The organism is Bacillus sp. UNC438CL73TsuS30, assembly GCF_000482325.1.
Classification (GTDB): Bacteria; Bacillota; Bacilli; order Bacillales; family Cytobacillaceae; genus Neobacillus.
The window spans coordinates 1-18,301 of the sequence record NZ_KI535302.1 but is presented as its reverse complement, the minus strand read 5'-3'; the positions used below and the strand labels follow the sequence as shown (position 1 = coordinate 18,301).

The following is an 18,301-nucleotide window of genomic DNA, read 5'->3' as shown; positions in this document are numbered from 1 at the left end:
TCGGTCTTCTAGAGTCTAATAATTGTCAGCGACAAAATAGGTGAAAATTTTTCTGATATTAAAACCAAACACTCATTTGAAATACAACCATCTTCCATCTCCAACGGCTTTAAAATTCTCCTTCAAAACTCTCCTAATCGTCTTTTTCGACATAATCACCCTACACCAGTCCTGAACAAGATTTGTCGTAATCTTCAAATCCGGAAATAATATCATTAATTCTCGTACAGTTCGTAAAATAGCAGAATCAACCGACTCCTCAGCCCCGCAAATACCACATACAATTTTTTTCTCACCTACAGTAATTGAAGGTGAGTGGCAAGAACCACAAAGTATCGCTTTTTCTAATTGGTCGTACTCATAAGCCGGCATCTTAGAATTTCGTGATTTCGTTTTATGCAGCGAAACTAGTTTTTCCGCGAGCTTTGTATGTCGGTCATTAAGCTTAGACCGCACACTATTTAAATTTTTCATTAATTGCTTTACTTGCGTCGGAAATATAATGGGTTTATCTAAAGGGGTTTGGTATAAGGTAAACTCGGGGTTAATAAACACTACAGATGCTTCAACAGGCATCTGGTAACCGATACTCTTGAATAGCTGACGAAACAAGGATTGGCTTCGTTCCAATTGCAAAAGAGGATTACTAATTTCCTCATCTGATTTAGTGTAAAGCCGGTCAGCTGTCATATAATAATCTCCCACATAGTTTTTTACATCGAAAAGGGAAATCGTATTTTGAAATATAATGGTTGTATCGATTTGAAATTCTGTGTTATTTAACTCAAACAATAAATCATTTAAAATTAAACAATCACTCTCAAGCTTCTCCGTTAATTTGTCAAACATCACTTCTCCTTCAAAACCCTTTTCACGGTTTAAATAGTACTTTCTCTCCGTCGGGGTTAAATTCATTCGTGCATGTAACGACCGCATTTTAATTAAATCAATTGGAACGGGGCGAGGTTTATAAAACATACTTCACAACCTTTCTTATTTTGTAAAACTACAACTTTATTTTATAGAAAAATAAAGCAAAAATGGTTGTAAAAAATGAATACTTTGTTAACCCCGCCAAAATTAAACCGTTATTAACGTTCCCATATAGTCCTAATAGGCTCGACTGCCTTACTTTGCCCGGCATGGGCTAATCCGTAAAGATCCTCTATGGTCCTTAAAAGATTAAAGTGATTTAGCTTTTCATTAAACTCACCTGTTTTGACCATTGGCCCAACAAAAAAGGTTGGGATTTTGTTGTCTTGTGAAAAATCATCTTCGTCCCAAGTCACAATTAATAAACTGCTATGGGTCTTCGCCCATTGGACATAAGGATCAATCTGTGCCTTTAGCCAATCGTCCCCTTCCTTAATCGTACCATCATGCATATCGTTTCGAAGACTTGGTATGACAAACGAAACCGTCGACAGTTTAGCAAAATCCTTTGGAAAACTGGTCAGTGGTTGATTTACTTCTTTTGGCACATTGGTGAAGTTTACCCATGGATTATGCTTGCGGGCATAACCGCTGGGACCAGATGATGCCCCATTGAAGCCAACCGAAGGCATGTCCTCGGAATAGCCTGCAAATGTATAATTTTTCGAAATCAGCTCGCTTGCCAAATTATCTGTAGAAAATTTCCCTTTAGGAACCCCGTCATCTAAAACACCTTGATTTGAACCGGAGAATAAATTCAAATAGTTAGGTTGGCTTGGATGCATGGTTGCATGAAAATTCGTTAAGTTTGCGCCCTGCTTCATTAATGAATTGATATAGGGAGCCGATTGGTTCCCTTGAATTATTTTTTGTGAGCGATTTTCCTCTATAACAATAACGATATGATCAATTTTTGGTAGATTCCTTGCTACAGTATTTTTCTTTTCACCCGGAACCTGATCCTTAGGCTTATTTGAAGCACAAGCATTTAAAATGAAGACGATTAATATAAAGAATAATCCCCACTTTCTAAACAAATCAACGCCTTCTTTCTTTTTTATTTGGAAAAAGGGGGTAAGCCCTCGCCCCTTTAACAAGGGATATCACAATAAAATAAACCTTATTTCAATATTAAAAGTTCAATGTTGAAAAGGTTATCCTATTGCTGCACGACGTTTTCGAATACTGCCAACAGTCCATAGCAAGAGAGGGATTGCAAACATATTAAGTGGTAAGATGAAAGGATTCCAAAATTTTTGGGTAAATTCGGCACCGAAGAGCGTGGTATTTGGGAAAATTTTTGTTAGCATGAAGGAAATCACTGCAACAAACCAAATCATCTTCCGCCAATCTTTTATCCCAAGTAATTGAGCTGTTCCAAAGCTAGTTATAAAGAAATATAACGATAATTTGATAAAAATACTAAGGACCCAAACTAAAACAGCAATGATTTCAAGGTTTTGAATGAAACCCATAACAGAAATGAAACGGACCGCATCAAAAGCAGGATATCTAAGTTTGGATGTGATCTCAGGTCCAAAAGTCATAAGAACAGCAGCGCATGTAAAGGTAACCAAGGAAGAGGATAATGCAATTCCCCATATCGCTGATGATGGTCCTTTTTCCGGTTTAAGCAAAAATGAGCCGAGTATGAGGACCATGACAGTCTCTCCGATAAAGGAAAGTGGTATTAAAGCACCTTCCATAATCGGCAGGAAACCACTATCTAAAAAAACAGGTAAAAGTTTTTTAAATTCCATATTTGGAATTGAAAAAATAACCAAGACAATTACCGTTAAAAAGACTATGACTCCAAAAACTTCGCTGCATCTCCCAATTCCTTCGATTCCCCCGCTAAAATTTACATAAATCAGTAATAAAATCATCGATAGAATCAAAACCCACATAGGAGTTGCCGGTAGTAAAATCGTAACCGTAAAATCGGCAAATTCGATAAGAATTACACCGATTATTAAGTACCAAGGGACTAAATAGATGATTATAACGATAGTTCCCAGCCATTTACCTAAGATGGTTCTTGAAAATTCGATAAATGTCTGATTAGGATAAAGAAGGCATACTTTCATATAGACAAAAACAATGAACATTCCGATTACAGTTGCGATTAGAAAGGAAATCCATGCATCCTGTTTTGCAGAAGCAATGGTTGGACTTAAGGTAAGAAGAAGCATATTACCTGATTCGAACGTAAAAAACATCCAAAATAGTTGCAGGCCTGATATTTTCATTTTTTTATCTCACTTTCATCGAACAGTAGTGATGGCCCAGTCATTCCAATTCGTTTAATTTTCAGGTCAACCTTCAAAGAAATATCCGCTTTGGCAAATTCCAGGTCCCAATCTTTTTTCAATGCTTTCCACAGAATTGGCTTTTTTCGATGAATGACTTCCCCAAATCCAAAGATATCAACTCCATATTGCTTTTGTACTTTTCTAATCGTTTTTAAAATTTCTTCGCGGATTTGCTGTTCAAACTTTTTTTCTAAAAATGAAAGGTTGTTGGGCTGATTTAAATCTAAATTAGTATTATTCCCAAAAACGGTTCCTTCAGCAGTTAATGAAACTACAAATCCCAGCTTCTTATTTCTTCTTATTATCGGCTTGATTTTACTTTTCATTTTTTTGAGGTCTAGACTCGAATATCCTTTATCAATTGGAACGGTAAATGTCCTTTTTTTCAGCAGCCCCATCACCCAAAGCATGTCCTTATTCTCTTTTAAATTTAAGAAACCCAAAAGTTTCAAATTTTTGTCGAAAATCGCACCCCCCGCCATGCTTACTGCTGGTTTTGAAAAATCCTTATCTTTATTTTCATTATCCAGGGATTTTACGATTTTAATGGCAGGCATGGTAGGACGAAATCCTTTGCTGTTAGCAGCGGTTAAAAAACTTAGGTAAGCCTTGTCTCCTCTTCCACCGATTTGTTTATTTTCCTTATAAGTTGCTGAAGCAGGAGGTTTTTCTATCGGATAGGAAAGAAGAAGTGCTTCCTTCGCTGTAGCGCCTTTTACAACCACAACATCTGTCCGAAAGTTGACATCAGGTGCTCTAGTTATTCCATCCAGCTCTTTTTTAAGTCCACGTTTAGCGATCTCTTCCCCTAAAAAAACAACACGGCGATGACCGAAGAATGCTTCTCTTGAAAGCTTATGTTGCAGGTTCTGTAAGGCATCTTCAAATCCCTTTCCACTTGCGGATATAGTGAAATAACCTTTTTCCGCACCCCCACTGCCACCATTTTGGCTTTGTAGGTTCGATGGAATGACAATTTGCCCGCTTATTTCGACTTTATCTTTTTCATCTGCATCCCATCCTGTTGCTATCCAAATAGCACGTTCATTTAATTCCTTTCGGTCCCAGCATCCCGTAATAAAAAGTAATGAAAAACACAGTAGCCAACAAAGACTGTTCCTATGTCTCATTGATCTAGCTCCTTTTTGGACCAGGCTTTTGATGTGCAGGAATACGCTTCTTATCCTTCCCGGAGATAAGTGCTGGCCGGTTATTTGTTTTCCATCTCGGTGGCCTAATCAGTACATCCTTCAAATTTGTCCATATTTGTGGAGCGACTGGACTGAAGTAGGGGACACCGAATGAACGGAGGTTGACGAGATGTATGGTTAAGGCAATAAACCCCACAACAATTCCGTAAAAACCAAAAACACCGGCTAATACTAACATAATGAATCGAATCATTCGGACAGCAGTTCCCAGATTATAACGTGGAATTGCAAATGACGCGATTCCAGTTGTGGCTACAACAATTACCATTGGAGCGGATACAATTCCAGCCTGCACAGCTGCTTGGCCAATGACCAATGCACCAACGATACTGACAGCAGACCCAACAGCTTTTGGCAGCCGTATTCCAGCTTCCCGTAGCCCTTCAAATACGATTTCCATAATAAATGCCTCGATAAAGGCCGGGAAAGGCACCCCTTCCCGAGCAGCTGCTACACTGATGAGAAGTGAAGTAGGAATCAGCTGGGGATGATAAGTGGTTAGAGCAACATATACAGAAGGTAAAAACAGGGCAATATTAAATAAAATATACCGAATTACTCGAACGAAGCTAGTATAAAGAAAGCGTTCATAATAATCCTCAACTGCCTGCAGGCCACTCCAAAATGTCATTGGAAGAATCAAAACAAATGGAGTATTATCCACGATAATCGCTATTTTTCCTTCCAATAAATTGGCTGAAACAATATCGGGTCTTTCCGTATTTTGAATTTGCGGGAAAGGCGAAAAAGGTACATCCTCAATAAATTCTTCAATAAATCCTGATTCAAGTACCCCGTCTATTTGAATCTGCTCAACACGTTTACGAACTTCTCTTAGTAAGGAATCAGGAGCAATTCCTTCAATATAGGCCATGGTTACATCTGTTTGCGAGAGTTCTCCAATGGTAAAGGATTCAAATTTAAGTCGGATACTTCTAATTCTTCTGCGTAAAAGAGAGAGATTTGTTTTTAATGATTCTGTAAATCCGTCCCTCGGTCCACGGATTGAAACCTCTGTTTGGGGTTCTTCAATATTCCGTTGTTCATTCTTTTGCATCCCTGCTATGATGGCTGAAGGCTCACCGTCTAATAATATTCCAATATTCCCTTTTAGGACGCAGTTAACGAGTTCATTTACTTTTGACACTGACTTAATTGAAGAGGCTGCCAATATCTTTTGTTCAATCATTTGTTTGAGCGTAAATACACTTTCTAACTCATTTGGACTAACTTCTAACAATAGGGGTTTTAATAAAACCTCATCAAGGGTTTTTGAATCGGTTAAACCATCCAAATAGATGAAAAGTATTTTTGTTTTTTCAGTAACAGATACAGTTCGAATCATAAAATCAGAACAGTTATGAAAGCTATTCTGTAAAACTTGTTCATTTACGAAAAGGTCAGAGCTTAATTGACCCTCAATGGGTGGGGAAAGTAGGGAGTCAAATTTTTTAAATCCTAACATCTTTTTACGCTTCCAAAGCTCCCGCATTATCTTTCACTCCCCCATTATTTCTAAGTATATTTTTCCAATTTTGAGGAGAGGTATACCATAATTTTTTTCTTTAAACTGTGTTAAAAGTCAATGTTGATTTTGTAACTAAATTGATTGGAGCGCAAATCAACAGTAAAGTTTAACACACCCTTTTTTTAAAGAACCATGCCTTCGCGAGTAACTGAATGGCCTCAACTATTTCTTGTTCGGTCAAAGTGGCAAAACCGAGTAAGACAGTTTGATCATCGTTTCTTCCATAAGGGGAGACCGGATACACTTTAATACTAAATTCTGCAGCTTTATCAATCAGTTCCTGCTCGTTCAAACCATTATTGGGCCGTATTAAGATATGAAGTCCCGAGTCTTGACCAATAATGTCTACGGTATCAGGAAAATAGCTTGAAATTGTTGAAATTAGCAAATCCCGCTTTTTTTGATAGACAACCCTAACTTTTTGAATATGCTTTTCCCAATAACCCTGTTGCATGAATCGTTTTAAGACATCTTGATCAATCCTTGATACCGTTTGGGAATAGAAAAATAATTCATCTTGATACTTTTTAATTAATGGCGGTGGTAAAACCATATAGCTTATTCGTATTGATGGGAGCAGGGCTTTGGAAAAAGTACTCATATAAATGACTTTTTCATACTTGTCAAGTCCTTGGAGGGCAGGAATTGGTTTTCCGCTATAACGGAATTCACTGTCATAATCATCCTCAATAATGAAACGGTTCACTTCCTTTTCTGCCCAGTTTAGAAGCTGCATTCTTTGTGAAATCGGCATGATCATCCCGCAAGGAAATTGGTGAGACGGTGAGACACAGACAATGTTTGCCCCGCTCTGTTCCAAATCGGATAGGATGATTCCACCTTGGTCGAGAGGAATCAATTGAACATCGACGATATTTTGCCCATGGAGGAAAAGCCTCCGGTGATATCCGGGATCTTCCGCAGCAAATTTACTTCCATGTAACAGCTTGAATAAAAGGCTTAATAAGTAGGGCGTCCCCGCTCCTAGGATTATTTGGCTGGGCGAGCAATGCACCCCGCGTGATTCAAATAAATATTTTGCAATCGTTTCGCGCAGCCCAAAATCGCCCTGTGGATGACCAAGGGAAAGTACTTGTTCATTTTCTATCCGTAGAACTTCATTTGTTATTTTCCGAAACACTCCAAACGGGAACGACCCGGCATCCACACCCGCATAGGTGAAATCATAATCAAAAAATTGCTCCTTGTGCTTTTTTTCTTCGACAAATTGAACATCCCGCTTAATCATGAAATTAGCTTGTTCGAGTTCACAAACAAAGTATCCCCGTCTAGGCATTGCCTCAATGTAGCCTTCAGCCAAAAGCTGACCATAAGCTGTTTCAATTGTATTCTGGCTAATTTGTAGATACGTTGAAAGTTTTCGCTTTGAGGGAAGCTTCGTGTTTGTTGGTAAGTTCCCTGTTTTTATTTCTTTTTTAATATAGTTATATAACTGCATATATAATGGCTCGTTATGATGAGCGTTAAGATTCGGCGTGAATTCCAACAAAAAAACTGGCCCCATTTCTTTTTGTAAATCTGATACTTCTTATAGTATCAGATGTCTTATATAATACCACTATGTTCAAGACGAATCGATACTGGAGGAAGAATTTATGAAACCATCAAGACACCTTGGTCTGATGATGATTATTAGTGGCGCAACCCTTTGGGGTTTATCTGGTCCAATGATCCAATGGCTTTTTAATCGAACAGACCTATCATCAGGAGATTATTTAATTGTCCGGCTACTGTTTGCTGGTATTACGATTTTAGGATTTTTGCTTTTCAGCAAACACAATATCTTTGAAATTTGGAAGCACCCGAAGGATTGGGTTCAACTATGTATTTTTGCTTTAATAGGGATGCTTGCTGGCCAATATACATTTATTGAAACGCTTGACAAGAGTAACGCGGTTACGGCTACATTATTTCAATTTCTTGGTCCCATCATCATAACGATTTATGTTGCTGCCCGGAAAAAGAAACTTCCGGCACCAATGCAATTATTGGCGGTGGTTTCTGCCGTGTTGGGGACATTTTATTTGATTACAAATGGCTCAATTGAAAATGTTATATTATCGAAACGAGCAATTCTTTATGGGATTTTAACAGCGGTCACCTTTGCTTTTTATACGTTGCATCCTAAGTCTTTGATTAAACAATGGGGAACCTTACAAATTGTTGGCTGGGGAATGCTGATTGGCGGAGTGATACTGTGGTCATTAAAAAGGCAATTTAGCTTTCATCAAGTGGCTCAGACATTGACAATCAGTACATTTTCGATGCTTATTCTTATTCTTTTAAGCGGGACGATTTCATTTTTACTCTATATTGGAAGTTTAAAACATTTAACAGCCATCGAAACAGGGCTTTTATCTAGTATCGAACCACTTGTGACTGCCATCCTTTCAATCGCTTGGTTAAAGGAATCGTTTGGAGCTTATCAATTGTTGGGTGGAGTGTTTATTATTGTTGCGGTTATTTTATTAACCATTCCGGAGAAAGAATTTAAACCGGGTGTAGCAAGGGAACGCGTGTCCTGAGTATGAATTTTAACTTGAATCACATATTAAGAAATAAAAACCGGTCTCTTTTTTTTAAAAGAGGCCTTGTTTTTATATTGAATCGCCATGTTAATTATGATATATTTAACCTTGTTAAAAAAATGACTAAAAAACCAAAACGGTCAAAAGGGGGTTCGTATGGCAATAGATCGTAGAAAGATGATTGTTGAAGCGGCAACGAAGTCTTTTTCCTTATTTGGCTATAAAGCAACGACGATGGATCAAGTGGCGAGACTTGCGAATGTTGGGAAAGGTACCATCTATACTTTCTTCAAAAACAAAGAAGAGCTGTTTGAAGAAATTGTTTCTTCATTAGTCAAAGAGATGATTGCCGAGGCAGAAGATGTAATCGAGCCAGGGATGCCCTTTACAGAGAACGTCCATCGAGCCCTTTACCGTTTATTAGAATTCCGCTCACAGCACCAGCTTATGATTAAATTGATTCAAGAAGAAAAGGAAATGGGGACATTGGCGGTTTCTGAAATGCTGCAGCATGTGGAAGATGAAATTATTGCTTACTTAAAGCAAAAAATTGAAATAGCCATTACGAAGGGGGCTATTCCCGCAGCTGACCCGGAAATGACCAGCTTTCTGCTGTTAAAAATGTACATTGCTCTTGTTTCTGATTGGGAAAAAAATCATGAACCATTAAGTTCAGAGCGAATTGCAGAGCTCATGAAGGTCTTTTTATTAAAAGGATTATCAATTTGATAATCTTCTTTATTTACTCATTAATGACCAGTTGGGGATTTTAGTCAAAAATTATAAAATGGATTTTGTCAAAACAGGAGGTACGACATGAAAGCTTTGTCATCTTTGAAAAGTGAGCTTTTGGAGATTATCCATAACCGTAAACTGCTAATTGCCATTATTGGCGTCATGACGATTCCATTGCTTTACAGTGGGACGTTCTTATGGGCGTTTTGGAACCCATACGGCCATGTGGACCGAATGCCCGTAGCCGTTGTCAATCATGACAAAGGTGCGGTATATAATGGGGATAAGCTTGAAATTGGTAATGACTTAGTAGAAAAGTTAAAGGATAAGAAAAGCTTTAACTGGAAATTTGTAAATGAAAAACAAGCAAATAGAGGCTTGGAAAAACAGGATTATTATATCAAAATCGAAATTCCAAAAGATTTTTCAAAAAATGCTACGACTCTACAAAGCAATCATCCGAAAAAGTTAAACCTTATTTATACCCCGAATGAGGGAACGAACTATCTTTCATCTAAAATTGGTGATTCCGCAATTGAAAAGATAAAAGAAGAGGTGGCAGGTGCTGTCACAGAAACATATGCCGAATCCATGTTTGATCAAATCAAAGATGTAGCCAAAGGATTAAACAAGGCAAGCGATGGCGCAAAGGACCTTCATAAAGGTATAAACACAGCCAAAGATGGCGCCGGAGAGTTGAATTCAGGGATAGGGTCAGCCAAAAACGGGGCTGCTAAATTAACCAATGGTGCGGGATCGGTTAACAGCGGGGCAAATAAAATCGAACAAAATTTACAAACACTTGCTGAAAAATCCGTTAGTTTTTCACAGGGAGTACAATCCGCTTCGTCTGGATCAAAGGACCTTCAAAGAGGGCTTCAGCAGTTTGATGCTGGGCTTAGTCAAATGCAGGATGGAAATGATCAATTATTGAATGGAGCAAAAAAGTCCCAGGCAGGTGCAAAACAATTATCAGACGGGCTTGATTCAGCTGCTTCGAACATTCCAGATCTGCAAAAAGGTTCACAGCAGTTAGCCGATGGAGCAACGAAACTTTCATCTTCCATGGAAAAATGGAAAGCCGGGGCTGAATCCACGAAAGCAGGCTCTGCTGATGTTAGTACAGGATTACAGCAAACCATTGATTTTGTAGCTCAAATGGAGGAACAAACAAATGACCCGATTGAAAAGGCAAAGCTTGAAGGCTTAAAAGGGAATTTGAAAAAATTATCAGAGGGAAATCAGAAGGTAACATCCGGTATAGTAGCTCTTTCTGATAATGCAACTCTGTTAAAACAGGCATCAGATCAGTTGGCAGCTGGAGCAGATAAATTGAACAACGGGCAAAATCAACTTGCTAATGGGATTAATCAATTGTCTGCCGGTGCGAAACAACTTGAAGATGGGCAGGATCAATTGGCAAAAGGTTTAGGTACCTTTGGTGATAAATTGGATGAAGCGAAGAAAGGATTCAGCCAAATAACAGACGGAAGCAGCAATCTTTCTTCCGGTTTAAATGAATTAGCAGCCGGCTCATCCAAGCTTCAAGATGGAACGAATAAGCTTGCAGAGGCGTCAAAACAGTTAGCGAAAGGAACCGGTCAATTGTATGATGGAACAAAAAGCTTAAATGGCGGAATGTCCAAACTTGATAATGGATCTTCTGATTTAACTAGCGGGATGGAAAAGCTAGCAGATGGGTCGAAGGAATTAAAGGATAAACTACAGGATGGAGCCCAAGATGCAAGTGATGTGAAAGCGAATAGCAGTATATATAATATGTTCGCTAAGCCGGTTAAACTGAAAGAAGACCGAATGAATCATGTTCCTGATTATGGTACAGGTTTTACACCTTACTTTTTATCATTAAGTTTGTTTGTTGGGGCTTTAATGTTGTCAATTATCTTCCCAATGTTTGAACCTGCAAGGAAACCGAAAAGCGGCTTTAGCTGGTTTGCAGGTAAATTAGGGATTTTGTTAATCGTTGGGGTAGGGCAGGCACTGCTTGCCGATATTGTCCTTCTTGCGGGGCTTGGATTAGAGGTTAAAAGTGTTCCGTTCTTCATTATGATGAGTATTTTTACAAGCTGGACGTTTTTAGCAATTATTCAATTCCTTGTAACGGTATTGGATAATCCGGGGCGCTTCCTTGCAGTTATTATTTTAATCTTGCAATTAACGAGCAGCGCCGGAACATATCCAATTGAATTGGTTCCAAGGATTCTGCAAAAAATTAATCACTTCCTGCCAATGACATACTCCATTGCAGGATTCAGGGCGATTATTTCCACAGGTGATTTTAGCTTTATGTGGGAAAATATCGAGTTTATTTCCATTTTCTTTATTGCTTTCCTTGCAGCAACCCTTACATTTTTTGTTGTTAAATTTAAACGGCAAAATGTACAGCATCAAGAAGCATGATGAGAGGGGTGCCCTATATTTAGGGCATCCCCTTTGTGGTTTATAAAGCATTTATCTGCGAAGAGAGTACTGTCTTTTAAAATCGGTGATTTAGGCAACCGTATTCTATACATGTGTTTATTTTTTTCCAAGGTTCTGCTGTGCCATTTTCACGAGTTCACGAACCATGCTGCCGCCTAGTCTGCCGCCGACTTTCCCGGCTTGCTCAGAGGTTAGCTGGCCGTTATATCCTTTCTTTAACGGTACACCCGTCTCCTCTGCCGCCTCAAATTTGGCGTCCTCAGGGCTCTTAGCATTGACAACCCTGGCTTTTAATTCATCCAGTCCTGCTCTTGCTCCTGGGACGAGAATTTTGTTATTTTTTCTAGCCATGAAAAATCCCTCCTTTCCGTTAGGATTTCCTCTTATAAGGAAAATTACTAAACAACCACTGGAAAAATCCCTTATGTTCCAGTATAATATCTGGTAATTAATATCGAAAATCAATGACAAAGAGAGTAGTTATCTGTGAGGTCAAAGCGATTCAGGGGCGGTGGGAGCCTGAAACTAGAGAAGATAATGAAGCGCACTTTTGAGATGCCGTCCGAAGTAACAGTAGGATATGCCGGAGAATACTCCGTTACCAAGCGTAAGCTGGTTCTTTGTGAACAATTAGAGTGGTACCGCGGGATAACTCTCGTCTCTTTTTTTAGAGGCGGGAGTTTTTTATTTGGGATAAAAATTATTGGAGGTTTTAAAGTGAATTTTAAGAAAGAGCTTGCCGAAATACTTTTTGAGTCGCTAAACGGAGAAATTTCAGTTCAGGATCTCGAACAACTTATTGAAAAACCAAAAAACCAAGAACATGGCGATTTGGCGTTTCCATGCTTTACTCTGGCAAAAGTGAAACGAAAGTCACCAAATCAAATAGCCCAGGAACTAAGCAGCACAATTCAATCGCCACTTTTTGAAAAAATTGAAGTAATTGGCGCCTATCTAAACATATTTTTAAATAAACAACAGGTTTCTGAACAAGTGATTAAGGAAATCAGCACGCTAGAAAGCCGTTATGGTATGCAGGAGATAGGAAATGGCGGACAGGTACCGATTGATATGTCCTCTCCAAATATCGCCAAACCGTTCTCAATGGGGCACTTGCGCTCTACCGTTATTGGGAATTCGCTAGCCCTTATTCTTGAAAAATGCGGTTATAAGCCAGTGAGAATCAATCACCTTGGTGACTGGGGTACACAGTTTGGTAAATTAATTACTGCTTATAAGCTTTGGGGAGAAGCGGAGAAGGTAAAGCAAAACCCAATTAAGGAATTATTGACTCTTTATATTAGGTTCCATGATGAGGCAGAGGAGAACCCATCCCTTGTTGATCAAGGTAGAAGCTGGTTTAAAAAGCTTGAAGATGGTGACAAGGAAGCCCATGAGCTATGGCAATGGTTCCGCGACGAGTCTCTGAAAGAATTCTCTAGAATCTATGATTTAATGAACGTTGCGTTTGACTCCTTTAACGGTGAGGCCTTTTATAATGATAAAATGGACCGTGTTGTAAAGCTGCTTGAGGAAAAACAATTGCTGGTAGAATCAGATCAGGCTCAAGTGGTGGAATTAACCGAAGAAGAGCTGCCGCCATGTCTAATTAAAAAGTCAGACGGGGCCACGCTGTATGCTACCCGTGATTTAGCTGCTGCTCTTTATCGCCACGAAACCTATCATTTTGATAAGTCTTTATATGTTGTCGGGAATGAGCAAAGTCTCCATTTTAAACAACTAAAAGCTGTTTTAGGAAAACTGGGGTATGACTGGGCAAAGAATATGGTCCATATTCCATTTGGCATGATGTTAAAAGACGGTAAAAAAATGTCGACAAGAAAAGGAAAAGTTGTTTTATTAGAAGAGGTATTAGATGAGTCAATTTCTATGGCGCGTCATAATATTGAAGAGAAAAACCCAAATCTAGTGAACAAGGACATCGTTGCGAAACAAGTTGGTGTGGGAGCGGTTATTTTCCACGACTTAAAGAATTTCAGAATGAATGATATTGAGTTTTCGTTAGAAGAAATGCTTCGTTTTGAGGGAGAAACGGGACCATATGTTCAATATACGCATGCTCGGGCCTGTTCGATTTTACGAAAAGGAAATTGGTCCGCCGATTGGCAGCCGAGCAGAATTGATTATTCTTGGGAAAAAGAATGGAAGGTTGTTACTATGCTCATGGAGTTCCCAAATGCCATTAAAAGAGCATTTAACCAGTTCGATCCTTCCCAAGTCGCTAAATATGTAGTCGACCTAGCCCAAGCATTTAATAAGTATTATGGAGAAGTAAAAATTCTAGAAGACAATAATGAGAAGCAAGCACGTTTAACCCTTGTTTATTCGGTTACGGTCGTTCTGAAAGAAGGTTTACGATTATTAGGTGTTGAGGCACCAGATGAAATGTAAGTCATTTGATTGTCAAAGTTGGATGATTTTGGGTTAAAATAGAAACGATCAAAATCGGAGGAGGCTAGGGTATGAGCGAATTATTATTCAAGCATTTTGAGGTAACGAGAAACTTTTTTCTTAAAAAAATTGATGCTTTAGATGAAGCGATTGTGGATGTACAGCCGGAAGGCTTTAATAACACCATTCATTGGCATATTGGGCATGTATTAACGGTAGCAGAGCAGTTTATGTTTGGGTTCCCTAAAAAATCAACTAACCTGCCGGAGAATTATATGACGTTATTTGCAACTGGCACGAAACCTGCTGATTGGCAGGGGGATGTTCCGTCCATCGCAGAATTAACAAGCCAGTTAAAAGAGCAAATCAAACGTATTAAAGAGGTTCCGGCTGAGAGCTTAAATGAACGACTTGCAACCCCATTCCTTGGTTTAGAATCATTCGGTGAAATTGCTAATTTTGCGACCTTCCACGAGGCCAATCATTTGGGGCAAATACACGCTATGAAGCAAGTTATTGAAGCAGCAAGTAAATAATAGAAAAACGGGTAATAGAAAGATCGTTTCTACTTATGTAGAAACGTTTTTTCATTTCCTCGGCTACAAAAGTATCGTATAGGGAGATTAAATCCATTGTATAATGGATAGAAAAAGATGTATCTTGTCTGGAGTGATTGAATTGAGACTTGGTTATGCAGCTTACGAATCTTCAATAGGGAAGCTTTATGTGATTGCAGATGAAAAAGGTGTTAAAAGAATTGAGATGTTTGAAGAGGACTGGCTGAACTATCAAAAAGAAAACCCTACATTAAAGGAAGATTTGGAACTTTGCCGTGAAGCGATAAAACAATTAGATGAGTATTTTCACGGCCAGCGTCAACAATTCGAGCTGCCCCTTTCGGTAGATGGTACGGATTTTCGTAAAAAGGTTTGGGAAGCGCTCCAATCAATTCCGTTTGGAGAAATTAGAAGCTATGCGGATGTGGCTGAAATGATTGGGAATCCCAAAGCTGTCCGGGCTGTTGGTCAAGCTAATCGGGCAAATCAAATTCCGATTATCATTCCCTGCCATCGGGTAATTGGCAAGAATGGAAGTTTAGTTGGATATGCTGGGAGCAACACCCCGATTAAAAGAAAACTCCTTGAAGTTGAGGGAATCAAAATGTAGATGAAAAAGTTGTCTGGAGGATTAATTAAATCCCTTGCAAGCAGCTTTTTTTCTTTTAAACCACAATTCCTAATAAATTAATATTTTTCGACAACACTAAGGTTACAATAACAGTTTTTTGAGGTTAACTGGCATCTATTCAGTGAATTTGTCGAAAAGAAAATACTTCATATTCACTATCCTCCTGTGTTAAAATCAATCGGTAACTCTACTTCAAGTCTGGTGGGTGAATCACTTGCTCTCTTCTATTAAGAGATTTTTAATTGGCCGGCCGTTAAAATCTGCGGCATTGGGCGAACAAAAGTTAAATATTTTCAAGGCGTTAGCCATTCTTTCTTCCGATGCATTATCATCTGTTGCATACGGTACAGAGCAAATTCTTCTTGTTTTGGCAACTATTAGCGTAATAGCCTTTTGGTACTCGATTCCAATTGCAGTAGGCGTATTATTTTTACTGGCTGCACTTATCATTTCTTATCGGCAAATTATTTTTAGCTACCCACAGGGTGGAGGCGCCTATTTGGTTTCGAAGGAAAACTTAGGTGAGAATGCGGGGTTAATCGCTGGAGGGTCTCTGCTGGTTGACTACATACTGACAGTAGCTGTAAGTGTTTCGGCTGGGACGGATGCAATTACATCTGCATTTCCAGCGCTTCATCCACACACCGTTTCAATTGCCTGTGTATTGGTTGTATTGATTACCATCTTAAATCTTCGTGGCTTGACGGAGTCGGCTTCCATTTTAGCCTATCCTGTCTATTTATTTGTTTTTGCTCTTGTTGTTTTGATTGTTGTCGGGATTTTCAAAATAATAACCGGAAATGTTTCTCCAACCGTTCATCATGCTCCGATTGGCGCACCGGTACAAGGAATTACGTTATTCTTATTACTAAGAGCATTTGCGTCAGGATGTTCAGCGTTAACAGGTGTCGAAGCGATTTCGAATGCGATACCAAATTTCAAGGATCCCGCTCCTAATAATGCGGCAAAAACGCTTATTTTAATGGGCTCGTTGCTCGCCGTTTTATTTTCAGGTATTACTTTTTTAGCCTATTATTATGGGATTGCTCCAAAAGTGGAGGAAACCGTTGTTTCACAAATTACGAAAGAAACCTTTGGGCGAAATTATCTTTATTTTTTTGTACAGGGTACCACTGCACTAATCCTAGTTTTAGCAGCTAATACAGGCTTTTCTGCTTTCCCACAGTTAGCCTATAACCTGGCAAAAGATAAATATATGCCAAGGATGTTTACGATTCGCGGTGACCGTCTAGGGTATTCTAATGGGATTGTTTCCTTAGGTATAGCATCCATTTTATTGATTATTACCTTTCATGGGCAAACTGAACATTTAATTCCCCTTTATGCGGTAGGTGTTTTTATTCCGTTTACCTTGTCGCAGACTGGGATGATTATTAAATGGGTCCGCGAAAAGCCAGCTGGCTGGGTAGCGAAGTTAACTGCCAATTTGATTGGTGCTTTAATTACATTAACTGTTTTACTGATTTTCTTTATTACAAAGCTCGGGCAAGTTTGGTTTGTATTTATCTTCTTGCCGCTAATTGTCCTCCTATTTCACCGGATTAATAAGCATTATGAAGCTGTCAGTGAGCAATTACGTGTTTATAACCAGCAGCCTGCGATACCGATTGAGGGGAACGTTATTATTGTTCCGGTGGCAGGGGTTACTCGGGTTGTAGAAAATTCAATTAATTATGCAAAGTCGTTAACAGACCAAATCTTTGCCGTGTATGTTTCCTTTGATCGTGAGGATGAAAAACGCTTTGAGGAAAAATGGCAAAAATGGCAGCCAGATGTCCGGCTAGTCACGTTACAATCCCATTATCGAAGCATTCTGCATCCGTTAAGTAAATTTATTGATACAGTGGAACACAAGGCAAGTGAAAATAATTACCGTGTTACCGTATTAATTCCGCAATTTATTACTAAAAAAAGCTGGCACAATATTTTGCACAACCAATCTAGTTTATTAATACGTGCATATTTGCTTTATAAAAAGAAAGTGATTGTGGCGACTCTTCCATATCATTTTAAAAAGTAATTTTTGGGGATATCTTGGCTAGAAGTTTTGTGGTAAAATCGAATGAAAATATATGAAGTAAAGTTTTCTAGGGTTCCGTGGCTTATCCAAGCTAGTCTGGTCCGAGAGAAAACGCACCGTTTAAAAAGATTGCGCCTGACCAAGGCGCTTGCGCTTTTCTTATGGTGTACACGGAGGGATAAAAGCCTGGGAGAAATGTCGGAAACGATATTTTTCCGGGCTTTTTTATTTTTTAGGAGGGAGATAGGGGAATGGATTTTTTATTAGAGAATAAGTGGGTAATTTTGGTGAGTCTTGAGGTACTGGCGTGGTCATCGACCTTATTCTTGTTGTATGCCAGGTACGGTCTGCAATCCGGTTTCTGGTTTAAGGTGGCAACGGTATTATTCGCGTTGACTGGAGTGATCCCGCAAGTATTAATGGGAATTATCAACTTTATTGCAACAAGGAAAATTGACTTGTTTACCTTAATTATTGTGCTGCTTATCCTATATGGATTTACCCTTGGAAAGGGCCATGTCAAAAAACTCGATGCCTGGGCACAAGCAAAATTTTCAAAGCATCAGGGTTCATAGATTGGAAAAAACCACCAAGTCATTGATCTGAACCCAAAAAGTTAGACACGAAGTTTAGGCAGCTACTTGGGCATGAGTTCGGTATTGAACCGGACTCATGCCTTTTAATTTTGCCTTAATCCGTTTGTGATTATAGTAATAAATATATTTCTCTAATTCTACTTTAAAATGCTCCATGCTCTCAAATTCTTTCAAATAGAGTAATTCAGACTTTAATAAGCCAAAGAAATTCTCCATGACTGCGTTATCTAAGCAATTCCCCTTCCTTGACATACTTTGAGTAATCCCATGTTCTTTCAAAGTATGTTGGTACTGCTTCATTTGATAATGCCAACCTTGATCAGAATGGAGGATGGGGGCGTCTCCATCTTTTAA

The 18,301-nt window shown here is 38.9% G+C and carries 16 protein-coding genes, 1 riboswitch and 1 other annotated feature; of the genes, 8 read left to right on the top strand and 8 right to left on the bottom strand.

Going from position 1 to position 18,301, the window contains the following annotated elements:
* Positions 1–72: 72 nt before the first annotated feature.
* The 6 genes from M028_RS0128965 to pdxR all read right to left on the bottom strand — a co-directional run bounded on the left by M028_RS0128965 (position 73) and on the right by pdxR (position 7,494).
* Positions 73–978, bottom strand: a complete 906-nt coding sequence (locus tag M028_RS0128965; protein WP_026576947.1) for a nuclease-related domain-containing protein — start codon at positions 976–978, stop codon at positions 73–75.
* Between the two features lie 113 nt (positions 979–1,091).
* Positions 1,092–1,970: an alkaline phosphatase family protein gene (locus tag M028_RS0128960; protein WP_035425053.1), complete on the bottom strand. Its 879-nt coding sequence runs from the start codon at positions 1,968–1,970 to the stop codon at positions 1,092–1,094.
* 117 nt (positions 1,971–2,087) lie between these two features.
* A complete protein-coding gene (locus M028_RS0128955) occupies positions 2,088–3,182 on the bottom strand; it encodes a GerAB/ArcD/ProY family transporter (RefSeq protein ID WP_026576945.1) in 1,095 nt (364 codons plus the stop codon).
* Entirely contained in the window at positions 3,179–4,375 is a 1,197-nt protein-coding gene (locus M028_RS0128950) for a Ger(x)C family spore germination protein (RefSeq protein WP_026576944.1), read from the bottom strand. Before M028_RS0128950 ends, M028_RS0128955 begins: the two co-directional genes overlap by 4 nt.
* Positions 4,376–4,379: 4 nt before the next feature.
* Positions 4,380–5,951 (bottom strand): spore germination protein, encoded by a 1,572-nt coding sequence (locus M028_RS0128945; RefSeq protein ID WP_026576943.1) that lies wholly within the window; start codon positions 5,949–5,951, stop codon positions 4,380–4,382.
* 139 nt (positions 5,952–6,090) lie between these two features.
* Complete coding sequence (gene pdxR, locus M028_RS0128940) at positions 6,091–7,494, bottom strand: MocR-like pyridoxine biosynthesis transcription factor PdxR (protein WP_026576942.1); 1,404 nt, start codon at positions 7,492–7,494, stop codon at positions 6,091–6,093.
* Positions 7,495–7,600: 106 nt separating this feature from the next.
* Between pdxR and M028_RS0128935 the strand changes: the two genes are divergently transcribed.
* From M028_RS0128935 to M028_RS0128925, 3 genes are all read left to right on the top strand, one after another.
* On the top strand, positions 7,601–8,530 hold the full coding sequence (locus tag M028_RS0128935) for a DMT family transporter (RefSeq protein ID WP_026576941.1): 930 nt from the start codon (positions 7,601–7,603) through the stop codon (positions 8,528–8,530).
* A gap of 159 nt (positions 8,531–8,689) precedes the next feature.
* On the top strand, positions 8,690–9,262 hold the full coding sequence (locus M028_RS0128930; protein WP_026576940.1) for a TetR/AcrR family transcriptional regulator: 573 nt from the start codon (positions 8,690–8,692) through the stop codon (positions 9,260–9,262).
* Between the two features lie 87 nt (positions 9,263–9,349).
* Complete coding sequence (locus tag M028_RS0128925; RefSeq protein ID WP_026576939.1) at positions 9,350–11,689, top strand: YhgE/Pip domain-containing protein; 2,340 nt, start codon at positions 9,350–9,352, stop codon at positions 11,687–11,689.
* Positions 11,690–11,806: 117 nt separating this feature from the next.
* On the opposite strand, the gene M028_RS0128920 is transcribed toward M028_RS0128925, so the two are convergent.
* A complete protein-coding gene (locus M028_RS0128920; RefSeq protein WP_026576938.1) occupies positions 11,807–12,061 on the bottom strand; it encodes an alpha/beta-type small acid-soluble spore protein in 255 nt (84 codons plus the stop codon).
* A 104-nt stretch (positions 12,062–12,165) separates the two neighbouring features.
* Positions 12,166–12,376, top strand: a binding site (T-box leader).
* Positions 12,377–12,427: 51 nt separating this feature from the next.
* Between M028_RS0128920 and argS the strand changes: the two genes are divergently transcribed.
* The 5 genes from argS (at position 12,428) to M028_RS0128890 (ending at position 17,926) form a co-directional block, all read left to right on the top strand.
* A complete protein-coding gene (argS, locus tag M028_RS0128915) occupies positions 12,428–14,122 on the top strand; it encodes an arginine--tRNA ligase (protein ID WP_026576937.1) in 1,695 nt (564 codons plus the stop codon).
* A gap of 71 nt (positions 14,123–14,193) precedes the next feature.
* Positions 14,194–14,658, top strand: coding sequence for a DinB family protein (locus tag M028_RS0128910; protein WP_026576936.1), 465 nt, complete (start codon positions 14,194–14,196; stop codon positions 14,656–14,658).
* A gap of 142 nt (positions 14,659–14,800) precedes the next feature.
* The gene (locus tag M028_RS0128905) at positions 14,801–15,289 is read left to right on the top strand and encodes a methylated-DNA--[protein]-cysteine S-methyltransferase (RefSeq protein ID WP_026576935.1); all 489 of its coding nucleotides are present in this window, start codon (positions 14,801–14,803) and stop codon (positions 15,287–15,289) included.
* 235 nt (positions 15,290–15,524) lie between these two features.
* Positions 15,525–17,351 (top strand): APC family permease, encoded by a 1,827-nt coding sequence (locus M028_RS0128900; protein ID WP_026576934.1) that lies wholly within the window; start codon positions 15,525–15,527, stop codon positions 17,349–17,351.
* Between the two features lie 56 nt (positions 17,352–17,407).
* Positions 17,408–17,546: riboswitch (guanidine-I (ykkC/yxkD leader) on the top strand.
* Positions 17,547–17,602: 56 nt separating this feature from the next.
* On the top strand, positions 17,603–17,926 hold the full coding sequence (locus M028_RS0128890; protein ID WP_026576932.1) for a hypothetical protein: 324 nt from the start codon (positions 17,603–17,605) through the stop codon (positions 17,924–17,926).
* A gap of 54 nt (positions 17,927–17,980) precedes the next feature.
* Here M028_RS0128890 and M028_RS0128885 read toward each other — a convergent pair.
* Positions 17,981–18,301: IS3 family transposase (locus tag M028_RS0128885; protein WP_026576931.1), on the bottom strand; the 321-nt coding region annotated here is incomplete at its 5' end.

Coding starts and splice junctions, on each gene's coding strand:
- M028_RS0128965 (WP_026576947.1), bottom strand. CDS start 978: ATGTTTTATAAACCTCGCCCCGTTCCAATTGATTTAATTAAAATGCGG.
- M028_RS0128955 (WP_026576945.1), bottom strand. CDS start 3,182: ATGAAAATATCAGGCCTGCAACTATTTTGGATGTTTTTTACGTTCGAA.
- M028_RS0128950 (WP_026576944.1), bottom strand. CDS start 4,375: ATGAGACATAGGAACAGTCTTTGTTGGCTACTGTGTTTTTCATTACTT.
- M028_RS0128935 (WP_026576941.1), top strand. CDS start 7,601: ATGAAACCATCAAGACACCTTGGTCTGATGATGATTATTAGTGGCGCA.
- M028_RS0128930 (WP_026576940.1), top strand. CDS start 8,690: ATGGCAATAGATCGTAGAAAGATGATTGTTGAAGCGGCAACGAAGTCT.
- M028_RS0128925 (WP_026576939.1), top strand. CDS start 9,350: ATGAAAGCTTTGTCATCTTTGAAAAGTGAGCTTTTGGAGATTATCCAT.
- M028_RS0128920 (WP_026576938.1), bottom strand. CDS start 12,061: ATGGCTAGAAAAAATAACAAAATTCTCGTCCCAGGAGCAAGAGCAGGA.
- M028_RS0128910 (WP_026576936.1), top strand. CDS start 14,194: ATGAGCGAATTATTATTCAAGCATTTTGAGGTAACGAGAAACTTTTTT.
- M028_RS0128890 (WP_026576932.1), top strand. CDS start 17,603: ATGGATTTTTTATTAGAGAATAAGTGGGTAATTTTGGTGAGTCTTGAG.